Genomic DNA, 13823 nt, shown 5'->3' with positions numbered 1-13823 from the left:
GCGGATTACAATTTCGGTCATTTCTGCTTTTGCGGTTTCGCATGGTGCCGTCTCTGGCTAGGGAAAGAAGCATGACCGAAGCCCTCCTTCCCCTGCTCAAATCGACCTTTGGCTTCAGCAGCTTTCGCGGCATGCAGGATCAGGTCTTGCAGCGGGTGATGGCGAAGCAGAATACGCTCGCCGTCATGCCAACCGGTTCCGGCAAGTCGCTCTGCTATCAGCTGCCCGCCATCGCCAATAAAGGCACGACCATCGTGATATCGCCGCTGATCGCGCTGATGCACGATCAGTTGCGCAGCGCCGAAGCGGTCGGAATCCGGGCGGCCACCCTCACCTCCGCCGATGACAATCGCGCCGAAACCATTGCCCGGCTGAAAGCAGGCGAACTGGACCTGCTCTACGCCGCCCCGGAACGCGCGTCACAGTCGCATTTTCGGGAATTGCTGGAACAGACCGAAATTTCGCTGTTCGCCATTGATGAGGCGCATTGCGTATCCGAATGGGGTCATGATTTCCGGCCCGATTACCGGCTGCTCCGGCCGCTGCTCGACCATTTCGGTTCGGTGCCGCGACTCGCCCTCACCGCCACCGCCGACGCGCATACCCGCGACGACATATTGGTGCAGCTGGGGATCGAACAGGACGGGCTGATCCTCGCCGGTTTTGACCGGCCCAATATCCGCTACAGCATGAGCCCGCGCGCCGGCCTGGCCCGGCAGATCGGGGATCTGGTCGAGCGCACACCGGGGCCGGGCATCGTCTATGCCCAGACAAGGGCGGCGACCGAGAAAATGGCCAGCCAGATCGCCAGCACCGGACGCAGCGCCCGTGCCTATCACGCCGGCCTGCCGCCGGAAGTGCGGCAGCAGAACCAGCATGATTTTGTCGCCTCGGAAGATATGGTGATGGTTGCCACGATCGCCTTTGGCATGGGTATCGACAAGCCGGATGTGCGCTTTGTCGCCCATGCCGGCCTGCCCAAGTCGATCGAGGCCTATTATCAGGAAACCGGCCGGGCCGGGCGTGATGGCGATCCGGCGGAGGCGCATATGTTCTGGGGCGCGGAAGATTTCGCCAAGGCGCGTCAGCGACTGAGCGAAGTCGATCAGAGCCGACTGGACAGCGAACGGACAAGGCTTGCTGCCCTGGGCGGCCTGGTCGAAACCGCAGGCTGCCGCCGCGCGATTTTGCTGAAACATTTTGGCGAAAATCCGCCAGCCGAGTGCGGCAATTGCGACAATTGCCTGAACGCCCCGGTCACCCGCAACGTCACCGAACTGGCGCGCAAATTCCTCTCCGCCGTCTATCGCACCGGCCAGAGCTTCGGCGTCACCCATCTCGAAGCGGTGCTCACCGGACGGCAGGATGAAAAAATCCTGTCGCGCGGTCATGACCAGCTTTCGGTCTTCGACATTGTCGGGGAAGAGGAAGCGCAACTGATCAAGCCGGTATCCCGGTCGCTGTTGCTCCGCGATGCGCTGCGCAATACCGAACATGGCGGCCTGATGTTCGGTCCCGAGGCGCGCAAGATTCTCAAGGGCGAGCAGGAAATAGCCATTGTCGAACCGCCGAAGCGGGCATCGCGCAAACGGCGCGGCGGCAGCGCCTCTCCCAATCCGTTTGGCGATCCCCTGTTCGAAGCGCTGCGCCAGAAACGCATGCAGCTCGCCAAGGAACTGGGCGTGCCGCCATATGTGATCTTTCATGACAGCGTGCTGCGTGATATGACTGGTCTTAAACCGGACAGCCTGTCGGCGCTCAGCGAGCTTCCCGGCGTCGGTGCGGCGAAACTGGAGAAACATGGCGAGGCCTTTTTACAAGTCATCCGCGATGTCGCAGAAGCTAATCAAGTGAATATATGAAATTCTTACCCGCCCTATTATCGATTGCCTTGATCGGCTGCAGTGCTGCAACCGCAACCAATACCCCCGTTCCGACAGAGGAGACCCAGAACATGTTCCGGAAAATCAATGACAAGATCAGCGTCTCACCGCAAATCAGCCTGGAAGATGTTGCCACCGCCAAAGCCGACGGGGTCAGCCTGATCATCAACAACCGGCCCGATGGCGAGGATCCGTCCGAACCGCAGAGCGCCGACATTGAAGCGGCAGCACGGGCGGCCGGCATGAAATATATCGCGATTCCGATCACCCACAGCGGTTTTTCGGGACCACAGGTCGATGCGATGATCGCAGCGCTGGCCGATGGTGACAAGACCCTCGCCTATTGCCGTTCCGGCACCCGCTCGACCCTGCTCTGGTCGCTGGCGCAGGCGAAACAGGGTGTTGCACCCGACGAGATTTCCCGGCTAGCCGGCAATGCGGGCTATGACATCACCCCGGTCCGGGCGATGATCGATGCGCTGGCTGCCGGAAATTGATCGGACTATCTGGACAGCCACTAACATTCGTGTAAGTAGTCGCGGTCATGGAAAATCTGCCATCCCCGACCGACTGGGCGGTCCCGTTCTTCATCATCACCGTCGCCATGGAATGGTGGTGGAGCCGCAAGAACAAGAAGATCCGCTATGAGACCAGGGATGCGTTCACCTCGCTGGCACTGGGTACGGGCAGCGTCGTTGCCGGCATCCTGACCGGCGGTCTGGTCTTCGCGCTCAGCCTGTGGGTTTACCAATTCAGAATTTTTGACATCGAGATCAGCTGGGCGAACGTGCTGTGGCTCGGTCCCCTGGCCTTCGTGCTCGATGATCTGGCTTATTACTGGTTCCACCGCACGGCGCATCGGGTCCGGTGGTTCTGGGCGGCGCATGTCATCCATCACAGCAGCCAGCATTATAATCTGACGACCGCGCTGCGGCAGACCTGGACCGGTTTTATTGCGCTCAGCTTCATTTTTCGCATGCCGCTGTTTCTGATCGGCTTTCCGCCGGCGCTGATTTTCTTCATCGTGGGCCTCAACCTGATCTATCAATATTGGATCCATACCGAAGCCATCGACCGGATGCCGCGATGGTTCGAGGCGGTGATGAACACGCCGTCGCACCACCGCGTCCATCATGCGACCAACCCGCGCTATCTTGACCGCAATTATGCCGGTGTCTTCATCATCTGGGACAAGCTGTTCGGAACCTATGAACCGGAAACGGATGAAGAAAATATCCAATATGGCATCATCAAGAATCTGGACAGTTTCAACCTGTTCTGGGCGGCCTTTCATGAATGGATTGGCATTGCCAGGGATCTGTGGACCGCGCCGTGGCGGCACAAGTGGAATTATCTCGTCAAGCCGCCGGGCTGGAGCCATGATGGCAGCCGCGAAAGCAGCGAGATGATCAAGGAACGCTGGAAGCAAGGCCTGTAACGGCCACCATACAGAACATTACACAATTGTTACTATCCTTTCCCTGAAAAAACGGGCAAGCGCGGCATAGAGGGCTGAGGACCCCTCCAGTCGTGCTCGATCCGCACGCGGGTCGCGCATTGGAATGAAATTGAAATCTTTAAGGGCATGCGGCCGCAATTTGCGCGCGTCGGCATATATTCCTGTCTCGTTTGCCGATGTTTGTTTCCAGAGGCCCTGCTGATGGACATGAGCGACGTCCAGGATATTCACATCAACAAGCAGGCACCGATTTCACGGATCGTGCCAACCAGCTGGATATTCGGCTTGCTGGCCTGCAGCCTGCTGATCGTCATCGCCATGATGGGCTGGGCCGACCTTGGCATGGATTTCCTGAAAGCCAGCAATGGCAAATATTTTCTGGCGCTGCTTCTGCTGGCTGCCACCCGCTATGTGATGCGCGATCATGCCAACGGATGGCAGCGCGTCGCACGCGACCTTTGTGAATATGTCGGCTTCTTCCTGTTCATCAGTCTGCTGGGCGCGACCGCGACCTATCCCGCAGCGGCCGCCACCAGCGGATTTGTCGACCCGGCGCTGGCGCGGATCGATGCCTTTCTGGGTTTCGAGTGGTTGCGCTGGTATATGCTGGTTGTCGACAATCCTTGGCTGCAAACGGCCGGAAGCCTGGCCTATGCCAATATCTATTTATCACCGGTGCTGCTGCTCGGCGGCCTGGCCCTGAGCGGCGAACGCGCCCGCGCGCAGTTTTTCCTGTTCAGTTTCTGGCTGGCGGCGTTGATCACCATGTTGCTGTTCCTGGCCTTTCCTGCGGTCGGTCCGCTGGCCTATGTCTGGCAGGGGCCGATTCCCTACATGCCGACCAGCGCCCTCTATCAGGCCGAATTGCTGCCATTATTGCGCGACAATTTGCTGGGAACGGTTGATCTGGGCGCGCTCCAGGGACTGGTTTGCGCGCCCAGTTTCCACACCGCCGCAGCCGTCATCTATATCGCGATGGCGTGGCAATGCCGCTATTTGCGCTGGCCATTGCTGGTGATCAACGCCGCGATGCTGCTGTCCACGCCGGTTGAAGGAACCCATTATCTGATCGACATGATAGGCGGCGCAATGGTCGGTTTATTTGCACTGTGCACGGCCGGTGCAATACAATATAGCCTCCCCAAATTGCGCCAACAGAGAATTTGGAGAGAGACAGGCATATGGCAGAATTTGACATCATCGTCATCGGCGGCGGTTCCGCCGGTAGTGCAGTCGCGGGACGGCTGAGCGAAGACGGAAAGCGCACGGTCTGTCTGATCGAGGCGGGTGGACGGAATAATAATTTCCTGGTCAAGACACCCGGAATGATGCCGTTTCTGCTGAAAAACGCCAACTGGAAATTCGATACGGTCCCGCAAAAGGGTCTCAATGGCCGCACCGGCTATCAGCCGCGCGGACGCGGTCTTGGCGGATCGAGCGCGATCAATGCGATGGTCTATATTCGCGGCAACAAGTGGGATTATGACAATTGGGCAGCGATGGGTTGCGCCGGCTGGTCCTATGATGATGTCCTGCCCTATTTCAAGAAATCCGAAAGCAACGAACGCGGCGGCAATGATTATCATGGTGGCGACGGCCCGCTGTCCGTTTCCGACCAGAAATGGCCCAATCCGGGCAGTGTCGCCTTTGTCGAAGCGGCGCGCAATCTGCAGCTACCGATTCTCGATGATTTCAATGGCGAGAAACAGGAGGGCATGGGCATATACCAGGTCACCCAGAAAGGCGGCGAACGCTGGTCAGCGGCGCGCGCCTATGTCGAACCGGCCCGGTCTCGCCCGAATCTGACGATCAAGACAAAATCACTGGTCGAGAAACTGATCATCAAGGATGGTCGCGTTACCGGCGTGCAGATCAAGCGCGGTTCCGGCAGCGAAACGATAAATGCGCGCGGCGCGGTCGTGCTGTCCGCTGGAGCCTTCGGAACGCCCCATATCCTGCAGCTGTCCGGCATTGGACCGGCGGCGCATCTCAAGGACAAGGGCGTCGATGTGGTTCTCGACAAGCCCGAAGTCGGCGCGAATCTGAAGGACCATATCGACTTTGTCTCCGGCTATCAGACCGAGTCCAAGGAATTGATCGGCGACTCGCTTGCGGGTACTGTGCGGATGGCCAAGGCGATCCTCCAGCACCGGTTCAAGCGCACCGGGATCATGACCACACCTTATGCCGAAGCCGGCGGATTCTGGAGCAGCGGTCCGGAGGTTCCAGCGCCCGACATCCAATATCATTTCGTCCCGGCAATGCTGGAAGATCACGGGCGCGAGGCGGTCAAGGGCCATGGCTTCAGCTGTCACGCCTGCGTGCTGCGGCCGCACAGCAAGGGTAGCGTGCGGCTCAACAATGACGATCCGCAAGCGCCACCAGCGATTGACCCGAATTTCCTCGATGATGACCGGGACATCGCGACCCTGCGCAAGGGCGTCCGCCATATGAAACGGATATTGGAAAGCCCGCCGCTGACCGAATATGCGCCGACCGACCGGCATCCGATCGACATCAACAATGATGCAGAGCTGGACGCGCTGATCCGCGACCGTGCCGATACCGTCTATCACCCGGTCGGCACTTGCCGGATGGGCGGAGATGATGACGCGGTTGTCGATGCGCGCCTGAAATTTCGCGGTCTGGAAGGGCTCTATATTGCCGATGCCTCGATCATGCCGGAAATCATCAGCGGCAACACCAACGCCCCGAGCATCATGATCGGTGAACGGGCGGCGGAATTTATCAAGGCGGATCTGGGCTAGTTGGTGCGGACGCCTGGCGCTGCGCCTAGAGGTCGAAATTCACCCCTTGCGCCAGCGGCAGGTCAGCCGAATAGTTGATCGTGTTGGTGGCGCGGCGCATATAGGCTTTCCACGCGTCGGAACCGGATTCCCGGCCGCCGCCGGTTTCCTTTTCGCCGCCAAAGGCGCCGCCAATTTCCGCGCCAGATGTGCCGATATTGACATTGGCGATGCCGCAATCCGATCCCGCGGCTGACAGGAATTGTTCGGCTTCGCGCATGTTCATGGTGAAGATCGACGATGACAGGCCCGCGCCAACGGCATTTTGCCGGGCGATGGCGTCGTCCAGTTCCCGGTAGCGCATGACATAAAGGATCGGCGCAAAAGTCTCGCGGCAGACGATATCGGATTGCTCCTCCATCTCGACCAGCGCCGGCCGGACATAATAAGCTCCGGCATCGCCGCTGTCATGGCGACCGCCGCCTGTGACGTCCCCGCCCTGTTCCTGGGCCAGCACCAGTGCCGCTTGCATACCGTCAAAAGCGGCCTTGTCGATCAGCGGTCCGACCAGTGCGTCCTGCGCCAGCGGATCGCCAACCGAAATGCTCGCGTAAGCGGCCTTGAGCGGGGTCAGCAGTGCATCGTAAATATCGTCATGGACAAACAGCCGCCGCATGCTGGTGCAACGCTGTCCTGCGGTGCCGACCGCGCTGAACAATATCCCGCGCACCGCCATGTCGAGATCGGCAGAAGGCGCGACGATACAGGCATTATTGCCGCCCAGTTCCAGGATCGACCTGGCAAAGCGAGCGGCGAGACGCTGGCCCACTGCCCTGCCCATCGCCGTCGATCCGGTCGCCGACACCAGCGGCACCTGTGGATGGTCGACCAGCGTTTCTCCGACATCGCGTCCGCCGATGATGAGGCCGGCCAGACCTTCAGGCGCTTCAGCAAAGTCCGCCGCCACGCGAGCGAAAATTGCATGACAGGCAATCGCGGTCAGCGGCGTTTTTTCCGAAGGTTTCCAGACCACGCTATTGCCGCAGACCAGCGCGATCGCTGTATTCCAGGCCCAGACCGCGACCGGGAAATTGAACGCCGAGATCACCCCGACGACGCCGAGCGGATGCCAGGTTTCCATCATCCGGTGGCCGGGCCGTTCCGAGGCAATGGTCAGGCCATAGAGCTGGCGCGAAAGGCCAACGGCGAAATCGCAAATATCGATCATTTCCTGTACTTCGCCCGCGCCTTCGGAGGGGATTTTGCCCGCTTCTATCGATACCAGCCGGGCCAGATCATCCTTGTGCGCGCGCAGGGCATTGCCGAATAGCCGGACCAGTTCGCCGCGCCGGGGGGCGGGGACATTGCGCCATTGCAGAAAGGCCTGATGGGCCTGATCGACTGCCGCCTCGACGTCCGCCGCCGAGGACGTCGGCACCGCCGCGATTTGCTCACCGGTCAGCGGAGAATGGACCAGCAAGTCGCCGTCGCCGATGCTTGCGGCGGTGACGCCAAGCCGGGTCAGGATTTGAGATATTTGCTGTGGGTATGACATGGCGGTTCCTCGCTCGGTTTATCCGCCAACAAATGACATTCACCCCGGGTGATTGCAAATGAAACAAATGGGGGCCAGCGCCAACCACTAGTGCCTCCCTTGCGCGGCAACCAGACAAAAAAAGGCCGGGATGTTTGCACATCACCGGCCATGAGTTGTTTGTTCGCAGGAGGAACAAGGTGAGGCGCCGACCGGATTTTGGGAGGAGAAGGCCGGCGCCAAACTCGGAAATTAGTAGTTGTAGGCGCGCTCTCCGTGTTCGCCGAGATCGAGGCCTTCCTGCTCGACTTCTTCGGTAACACGCAGTCCGGTGACCAGCTTGGCGACAAACATCGCGATAGCCGTTCCGACACCAGCCCAACCGATGGTAACCAGCACGCCGATGATCTGGGTGACAACCTGAGCACCCATGGCGGTAGAACCGTCGCCGGGTCCGCCAAACATTGGCTGATAGACAATGCCGGTACCGATCGCACCAACCATGCCGCCGATGCCGTGGATGCCGAAGGCGTCCAGCGAGTCATCATAGCCAAGCTTGGGTTTCAGGAAGGATACAGCATAGTAGCAGACCAGCGATGCAACCGCGCCCAGAACAATGGCGCCAAATGGTCCGCTGTTACCGGCAGCGGGGGTTACCGCAACCAGACCGGCGATTACGCCTGAACAGAAGCCCAGTGCCGATCCCTTGTGGCCGCTCATCTTTTCAGCCAGCATCCAGAACAGGGCACCCGAAGCGGTGGCAACAAAGGTGTTGATCATCGCCAGGCCAGCCGTGCCGTCTGCTTCCAGTTCGGAACCAGCGTTGAAGCCGAACCAACCAACCCAGAGCAGTCCGGTGCCGACCATGGTCAGCGTCAGGCTGTGTGGAGCCATTGGCTCTTTCGGATAGCCCTTGCGGTTGCCGAGGATGAGAGCTGCAACCAGCGCCGATACACCAGCGTTGATATGCACAACCGTACCACCGGCAAAGTCGAGCGCGCCCATTTCAAAGAGCAATCCGCCACCGGCCCAAACCATATGAGCGATCGGGAAATAAACGATCGTCAACCAGACAGCGCCGAAAACCATGACAGCGGAAAATTTCATCCGCTCGACAACCGACCCGAGCACCAGCGCCAGGGTGATGGCCGCGAAGGTCATCTGGAAGGAGATGAATACATATTCCGAAATCACTTCGTCGGAGAATGTTGCTGCGGTGCTGCTGCTATCGACGCCAGCGAGGAAGAATTTGCCCCAGCTGATGAAGGCATTGCCTTCCGGACCGAACGCCAGACCGTAACCATACATGACCCAGATCAGCATCGCGAGACAGGCTGCGGCACCAATTTGCGTCATCGTCGACAACATATTCTTGGTGCGAGTCAGACCGCCGTAAAACAGCGCGAGGCCGGGCAGGATCATCAGCAAGACCAGGATTGTGGCCGTCATCATCCAGGCATTATTCCCCGGATTGGGCACGGCCGCGACCGCTTCGACGGCCTCCTGCGCAAAGGCTGGGACAGAAAGACTGGCTAAAGCCCCCATTCCCGTCAGTTTTGTCAAAATTTTTCTCATGAGTATCTGCTTCCCCGATTATATTGCTGTGTCGCCGGTTTCACCGGTGCGGATGCGGACGGCGTCTTCGAGACCAAGCGTGAAGATCTTGCCGTCGCCAATCGATTCCGTTCCGGCGGCAGCCTGAATAGCCTCGACCGCCTGGGCCGCGACTGCGCTGCTGCAAGCCACTTCGATTTTCAGCTTCGGAACCATGTTGGTGGTATATTCCGCGCCGCGATAGACTTCCGTCTGGCCCTTTTGCCGGCCGAAGCCCTTGACTTCGGTTACGGTCATGCCGGTCACGCCGACACCGGTCAGCGCTTCACGAACATCGTCAAGCTTGAACGGTTTGATTATGGCTATGATAAATTTCATTACGCCCCCTATTGTTGTTACCGGGGGTCACCTCGCAAGGCCCGTGCCAGAATCGGAAGGCGTTGGATTCAAGGGATTTTCGTGAAATCGTGCCGCTTAATAAAGAGTAAATATTGTGCATTGCAGCACGAGTGCACAATAATTAGGCAGCGCACTCCGCCAGCCGCGCCAATATTTGCGGGATGACTTTTTCGGTTTCGCGCCGGCCAATATCGATCAGCTCATCGGCGCGGGTGAAATTCTGGATGTCGATATGGCCAACCGGTGGCGACATGGCGAAATCGGGCGGATCGAGCGCCAGCGAATAGCGGCCGAGATTGCGCAGCGACAGGCCGACCGATGCCTTGACGATGGCGAGACTATTGGGTTCCTTGCCATTGTTGACCGCGATTCCGGCTGCGATCGAACGATTGATGAAATCATCCTGCAGGTTGATCGAAAGACACAGGGCCTCGGGCGCAAGTTCGCGCACCGGTGACACCGGAACCGGCAAGGCCGCGCCGCCATCGACGAGCAGGCGGCCTTCATGTTGCACGGGCTTGAATATGCCGGGCAGCGACATCGATGCGCGGATCGCCGGCACCAGCTTGCCCGATTTCATCACAATCGTATCGCCGGTGCGCAGATCGGCAGCGACCGCCGCCACCGGAAAGGGCAGATCCTCGAAATTGAGATGACCGAATTCGGTCTCCAGCTCTTTTTCGATATTGCGCGCGCCCATCACCGCGCCGCGCTTGAAATGCGGGTCCATGAAGCGCAGCATGTTGCGGAAATTGACGTTGCGCGCCATGTCTTCGATATAGTCGAGCTTGCCCACCGCATAGCTGGCACCGACGATCGCGCCGATCGAGGTACCGGCGATGGCGGCAATCTCCAGCGGGGAATCGTCAATCGCCCGCAGCACGCCGATATGGGTCCAGCCGAGACCGGCACCACCGCCCAGCGCGAGCGAAATTTTTCCGGCTCCGGTCATAGAGACACATCCTCCGCCAATATCGCCCTGGCTTCGGCCAGATCCTCTGCCAGCACCATCACCCGGGCGGGCAGCGCGATCCCGGCGCCTTCGACAATATTGACATTGCTGTCAAAACAGACCGCGCCGATTCCAGCGGCACCGAGCCGGCCACGGATGATTTCGGCTTCGACGCCGTGCATGTGCCGGGACAGTTCGACCAGACTCATGACCTATGGCTCGCCAAAATAGCGATCGGTCGCGCGCGTCGGCAGGCCGTCGATACTTTTCACCCGGCCAGCGGTCTTTTCCATCCAGGCTTCCGGATCGGCCTGACGGTGATATTTGACCAATGTCTCGCGCTCGGCCTTCATTTCCATCTGCGGCACGCCCCAGCCGCAGCTGGTCTGGACATTGTCCACCGCGATATCGAAAATCTGGCGGGTACCGGGCAGAATATCAAAATGCGCGGCCAGTTCGTCCCAGCCGGCATCCTGCGGCAGCACCGGCCTGCCAGTGCCATAGAGCCGCATGATCAGCGCCGGGTTGGCAAAATTGTTGAACATGATGGTGATCCGGCCGTCGGCGACCAGATGGGCGTGGGTCTCGTTGCCGGAGCCACCCAGATCGAGATAGGCGACCCGATTGGCATCGAGCACCCGGAATGAGTCATAGCCCTTGGGCGACAGATTGATCCGTCCGTCTGCGGCTGCGGTCGCGACAAAGAACATCGGCTGCTGGGCAATGAATGCGATATGTTTGTCGGTCATTGAATCGAAAAAATCCGCCATATTTCGCCCTTCTCAGTAAAATGGCCCGGCAAACAGAAGCTTCCAGACCAGAACCAGCAGCCAGTGGATCGCTATCACCGGCCACAAGGACTGCGAAACGATCCGGATATGGGTCAATACTATGCCGAGGATGAACGTAGCAAATAGAAATGACGGCTGCAGGAAAATGGCTGACCAGGGCGGACCGAAGGTCAGCGCCTGAAGAGGATGCCAGAGCACATAGAGGCCGATCGATAGCCAGTTGCCCAGGCGCTGAGAGACAGTTGCAAACCAGGAAAGCAGAATGCCGCGAAAGATCAGTTCTTCGGCCAGGGCGGGAATGACGAACAGGATGACGGCGGCGATCAGGGCCGACGGGAGATCGACCACGGGATCAAGGCGCAGCCAGCCGCCCAGATATCCTGACAAAGCGACAATCACCACAGCCGGGAGCGCGATGCCCAGAGCGGCTTTCCAGCGACCGGCGGCTGGCCAGACTTTCAGGGCCCGCCAGGTCTGCTTTGCCGCACTGACGAGCATCCGGCCTACCAGCTTGCTCCGTCAGCAATGGCGGCCTGTTCCCCGGGCCGGAATTGCCGCCCGAGAACATGGTTGCGATGGGGGAAACGGCCGAATTTGGCGATCACGTCGCGATGCTCATTGGCGAATTCCTGATTGCTGCCGAGTTTGGTGAACAGGGCGACGGACTGGTTCTGCAGATCAAGATCCTCCGCATGCATGAACGGCATATAGAGGAAAGGCCGCTGCTGCTCGGGCAATTGCTGATCGAACTCCAAATCCACCGCCTGTCCGGCAATCTGCTGCGCCAGATGATCGGTGGAAAAGGCGTCGGCGCTGTCGCGGAACATATTGCGCGGGAACTGGTCGAAGAGGATGACCGCGGCGAGCGCGGTTTCCGGTGAGCCGAGAAAGTCGCCGGCGGTTTTGGATTTCTGCTCTTGCCATAGTTCGAAGAAACGCCGCTTGATCAGATTGTCGGTCACATCGCTTTTGGTCCACCAGTCCCTGGGGTCAAGCTCCTGAAACCAGAAGGATAATATTTCGGCAGACCAGTTCAATGGGATAAACGCGATTTGGTCATGCTAACGCCAAGCTCAAGCCGTCCCTCCGACGGTCAGCCCTTCCACCAGCAAGGTCGGCTGACCAACGCCAGCGGGCACGGATTGTCCGCCCTTGCCGCACATGCCGATGCCTTCGTCCAGCGCCATGTCATTGCCGATACCGGCCACTTTGGTCAGCACGGTCGGGCCGTCGCCGATCAGCGTCGCGCCCTTGATCGGGGCGCCGAGCTTGCCATTTTCGATCTTGTAAGCCTCGGTGCAGGAAAAGACGAATTTGCCCGAGACGATATCGACCTGTCCGCCGCCAAAGCTTTTGGCGTAAATGCCGTTTTTGACCCGGCTCATCAGTTCGGCCGGATCATCCTTGCCGCCGCGCATGAAGGTATTGGTCATCCGCGGCATCGGCGCATGGGCATAGCTTTCGCGGCGCCCGTTGCCGGTGGCCGGCACGCCCATCAGCCGTGCGTTCAGCCGGTCCTGCATATAGCATTTCAGGATTCCATCCTCGATCAGGACATTTTCCTGCGTCGGCGTGCCTTCATCATCAATGCTCAGCGAGCCGCGCCGTTCCCGAATCGAACCATCGTCGACCACGGTAACGCCGGGCACAGCCACGCGCTGGCCGATCTTGCCGGAAAAGGCGCTGGTGCCCTTGCGGTTGAAATCGCCTTCGAGGCCATGGCCGATGGCTTCGTGCAATATGATACCGGGCCAGCCGGGGCCAAGCAGAACGGTCTGTTCGCCGGCTGGCGCGTCGACACTTTCCAGGTTGACCAGAGCCTGGGCCAAGGCTTCGTCAACCGCGCGATTCCAGCGCCCCTCTTCGAACAGTTCGTCATAGAGATAACGCCCGCCCATGCCGAAACTGCCGCTTTCACGGCGGCCATTTTGTTCGGCGACGATCGACACGTTGAGCCGCACCAGCGGGCGCACATCGGTCGCGACAAAGCCGTCGGGACGGACGATTTCGACAACGCTCCAGCTGCCGGACAGACCGACGGAAACCTGAGCAACGCGGGGATCGCGCGCGCGGGCTGCTGCGTCTATTTGCTGGCACAAGGCCACCTTCTTCGCGAAGGGAATCGCTTCCAGCGGATTGGCTTCGCCATAAAGATGCCGGTTGTTACCGCGCGGTGGCGGGGCTTTCTGACCCTTGGCCGGATCGAGCAATTGCAGGGTCTGGGCTGCGCGCCGGATCGCCGCCTCGCTGGTCTCGTTGCTATAGGAAAAGCCGGTCATCTCGCCCGCGACACCGCGCAGGCCAAAGCCGCTGTCAGTGCTGTAATCAGCGGTTTTCAAACGGCCATCATCAAAGCCGAAACTTTCCGTCGCGCTATATTGCAGATATAATTCGCCATCATCGCAAGCGGACAGGCTGTCAGCGACAAGCGCTTTGGCGCGCTCCGGGTCGAGGCCATCGGGGCGATACAGAAACGAGCGGGGGTCAGGATTTTCTATCATCCG

At 59.6% G+C, this 13823-nt stretch carries 14 protein-coding genes; 5 read left to right on the top strand and 9 right to left on the bottom strand.

Annotation, left to right across the window (positions count from 1 at the left end):
• Positions 1–71 precede the first annotated feature (71 nt).
• From recQ to V7665_RS03840, 5 genes are all read left to right on the top strand, one after another.
• Positions 72–1862, top strand: a complete 1791-nt coding sequence (recQ, locus tag V7665_RS03860; RefSeq protein ID WP_335663218.1) for a DNA helicase RecQ — start codon at positions 72–74, stop codon at positions 1860–1862.
• A gap of 92 nt (positions 1863–1954) precedes the next feature.
• Positions 1955–2380, top strand: coding sequence for a TIGR01244 family sulfur transferase (locus V7665_RS03855; RefSeq protein ID WP_335663217.1), 426 nt, complete (start codon positions 1955–1957; stop codon positions 2378–2380).
• A gap of 47 nt (positions 2381–2427) precedes the next feature.
• Positions 2428–3321 (top strand): sterol desaturase family protein, encoded by an 894-nt coding sequence (locus V7665_RS03850; RefSeq protein WP_335663216.1) that lies wholly within the window; start codon positions 2428–2430, stop codon positions 3319–3321.
• A 228-nt stretch (positions 3322–3549) separates the two neighbouring features.
• Positions 3550–4590 (top strand): phosphatase PAP2 family protein, encoded by a 1041-nt coding sequence (locus V7665_RS03845; RefSeq protein ID WP_335663215.1) that lies wholly within the window; start codon positions 3550–3552, stop codon positions 4588–4590.
• A complete protein-coding gene (locus V7665_RS03840; RefSeq protein WP_335663214.1) occupies positions 4524–6110 on the top strand; it encodes a GMC family oxidoreductase in 1587 nt (528 codons plus the stop codon). Before V7665_RS03845 ends, V7665_RS03840 begins: the two co-directional genes overlap by 67 nt.
• A gap of 25 nt (positions 6111–6135) precedes the next feature.
• Here the strand turns inward: V7665_RS03840 and amaB are convergent, their stop codons facing one another.
• The 9 genes from amaB to tldD form a co-directional block, all read right to left on the bottom strand.
• Positions 6136–7644, bottom strand: a complete 1509-nt coding sequence (amaB, locus tag V7665_RS03835; protein WP_335663213.1) for an L-piperidine-6-carboxylate dehydrogenase — start codon at positions 7642–7644, stop codon at positions 6136–6138.
• A gap of 231 nt (positions 7645–7875) precedes the next feature.
• Complete coding sequence (locus V7665_RS03830; protein WP_335663212.1) at positions 7876–9198, bottom strand: ammonium transporter; 1323 nt, start codon at positions 9196–9198, stop codon at positions 7876–7878.
• A gap of 18 nt (positions 9199–9216) precedes the next feature.
• Positions 9217–9555 carry a P-II family nitrogen regulator gene (locus tag V7665_RS03825; RefSeq protein WP_335656819.1) on the bottom strand — a complete coding sequence of 113 codons (339 nt, stop codon included), beginning with the start codon at positions 9553–9555 and terminating at the stop codon, positions 9217–9219.
• Between the two features lie 142 nt (positions 9556–9697).
• A complete protein-coding gene (locus V7665_RS03820) occupies positions 9698–10528 on the bottom strand; it encodes a patatin-like phospholipase family protein (RefSeq protein ID WP_335663211.1) in 831 nt (276 codons plus the stop codon).
• Positions 10525–10737: a putative signal transducing protein gene (locus V7665_RS03815; RefSeq protein ID WP_335663210.1), complete on the bottom strand. Its 213-nt coding sequence runs from the start codon at positions 10735–10737 to the stop codon at positions 10525–10527. Before V7665_RS03815 ends, V7665_RS03820 begins: the two co-directional genes overlap by 4 nt.
• Before the next feature lie 3 nt (positions 10738–10740).
• On the bottom strand, positions 10741–11298 hold the full coding sequence (locus V7665_RS03810) for a pyridoxamine 5'-phosphate oxidase family protein (RefSeq protein WP_335663209.1): 558 nt from the start codon (positions 11296–11298) through the stop codon (positions 10741–10743).
• A gap of 12 nt (positions 11299–11310) precedes the next feature.
• On the bottom strand, positions 11311–11817 hold the full coding sequence (locus V7665_RS03805) for a CPBP family glutamic-type intramembrane protease (protein ID WP_335663208.1): 507 nt from the start codon (positions 11815–11817) through the stop codon (positions 11311–11313).
• Between the two features lie 5 nt (positions 11818–11822).
• Positions 11823–12356 carry a DUF924 family protein gene (locus V7665_RS03800; RefSeq protein ID WP_335663207.1) on the bottom strand — a complete coding sequence of 178 codons (534 nt, stop codon included), beginning with the start codon at positions 12354–12356 and terminating at the stop codon, positions 11823–11825.
• A gap of 36 nt (positions 12357–12392) precedes the next feature.
• Positions 12393–13820 carry a metalloprotease TldD gene (gene tldD, locus V7665_RS03795; RefSeq protein ID WP_335663206.1) on the bottom strand — a complete coding sequence of 476 codons (1428 nt, stop codon included), beginning with the start codon at positions 13818–13820 and terminating at the stop codon, positions 12393–12395.
• Positions 13821–13823 lie beyond the last annotated feature (3 nt).

The organism is Parasphingorhabdus sp., assembly GCF_036964675.1.
GTDB lineage: Bacteria > Pseudomonadota > Alphaproteobacteria > Sphingomonadales > Sphingomonadaceae > Parasphingorhabdus.
The sequence above is the reverse complement of the archived record's forward strand: the minus strand, read 5'-3'. Positions and strand labels throughout refer to the sequence as shown.

Bases quoted from the DNA above. Each gene is read 5' to 3' on its own strand.
- recQ (WP_335663218.1), top strand. From the start codon at position 72: ATGACCGAAGCCCTCCTTCCCCTGCTCAAATCGACCTTTGGCTTCAGC.
- V7665_RS03855 (WP_335663217.1), top strand. From the start codon at position 1,955: ATGTTCCGGAAAATCAATGACAAGATCAGCGTCTCACCGCAAATCAGC.
- V7665_RS03850 (WP_335663216.1), top strand. From the start codon at position 2,428: ATGGAAAATCTGCCATCCCCGACCGACTGGGCGGTCCCGTTCTTCATC.
- V7665_RS03845 (WP_335663215.1), top strand. From the start codon at position 3,550: ATGAGCGACGTCCAGGATATTCACATCAACAAGCAGGCACCGATTTCA.
- V7665_RS03840 (WP_335663214.1), top strand. From the start codon at position 4,524: ATGGCAGAATTTGACATCATCGTCATCGGCGGCGGTTCCGCCGGTAGT.
- amaB (WP_335663213.1), bottom strand. From the start codon at position 7,644: ATGTCATACCCACAGCAAATATCTCAAATCCTGACCCGGCTTGGCGTC.
- V7665_RS03830 (WP_335663212.1), bottom strand. From the start codon at position 9,198: ATGAGAAAAATTTTGACAAAACTGACGGGAATGGGGGCTTTAGCCAGT.
- V7665_RS03825 (WP_335656819.1), bottom strand. From the start codon at position 9,555: ATGAAATTTATCATAGCCATAATCAAACCGTTCAAGCTTGACGATGTT.
- V7665_RS03820 (WP_335663211.1), bottom strand. From the start codon at position 10,528: ATGACCGGAGCCGGAAAAATTTCGCTCGCGCTGGGCGGTGGTGCCGGT.
- V7665_RS03815 (WP_335663210.1), bottom strand. From the start codon at position 10,737: ATGAGTCTGGTCGAACTGTCCCGGCACATGCACGGCGTCGAAGCCGAA.
- V7665_RS03810 (WP_335663209.1), bottom strand. From the start codon at position 11,298: ATGGCGGATTTTTTCGATTCAATGACCGACAAACATATCGCATTCATT.
- V7665_RS03805 (WP_335663208.1), bottom strand. From the start codon at position 11,817: ATGCTCGTCAGTGCGGCAAAGCAGACCTGGCGGGCCCTGAAAGTCTGG.
- tldD (WP_335663206.1), bottom strand. From the start codon at position 13,820: ATGATAGAAAATCCTGACCCCCGCTCGTTTCTGTATCGCCCCGATGGC.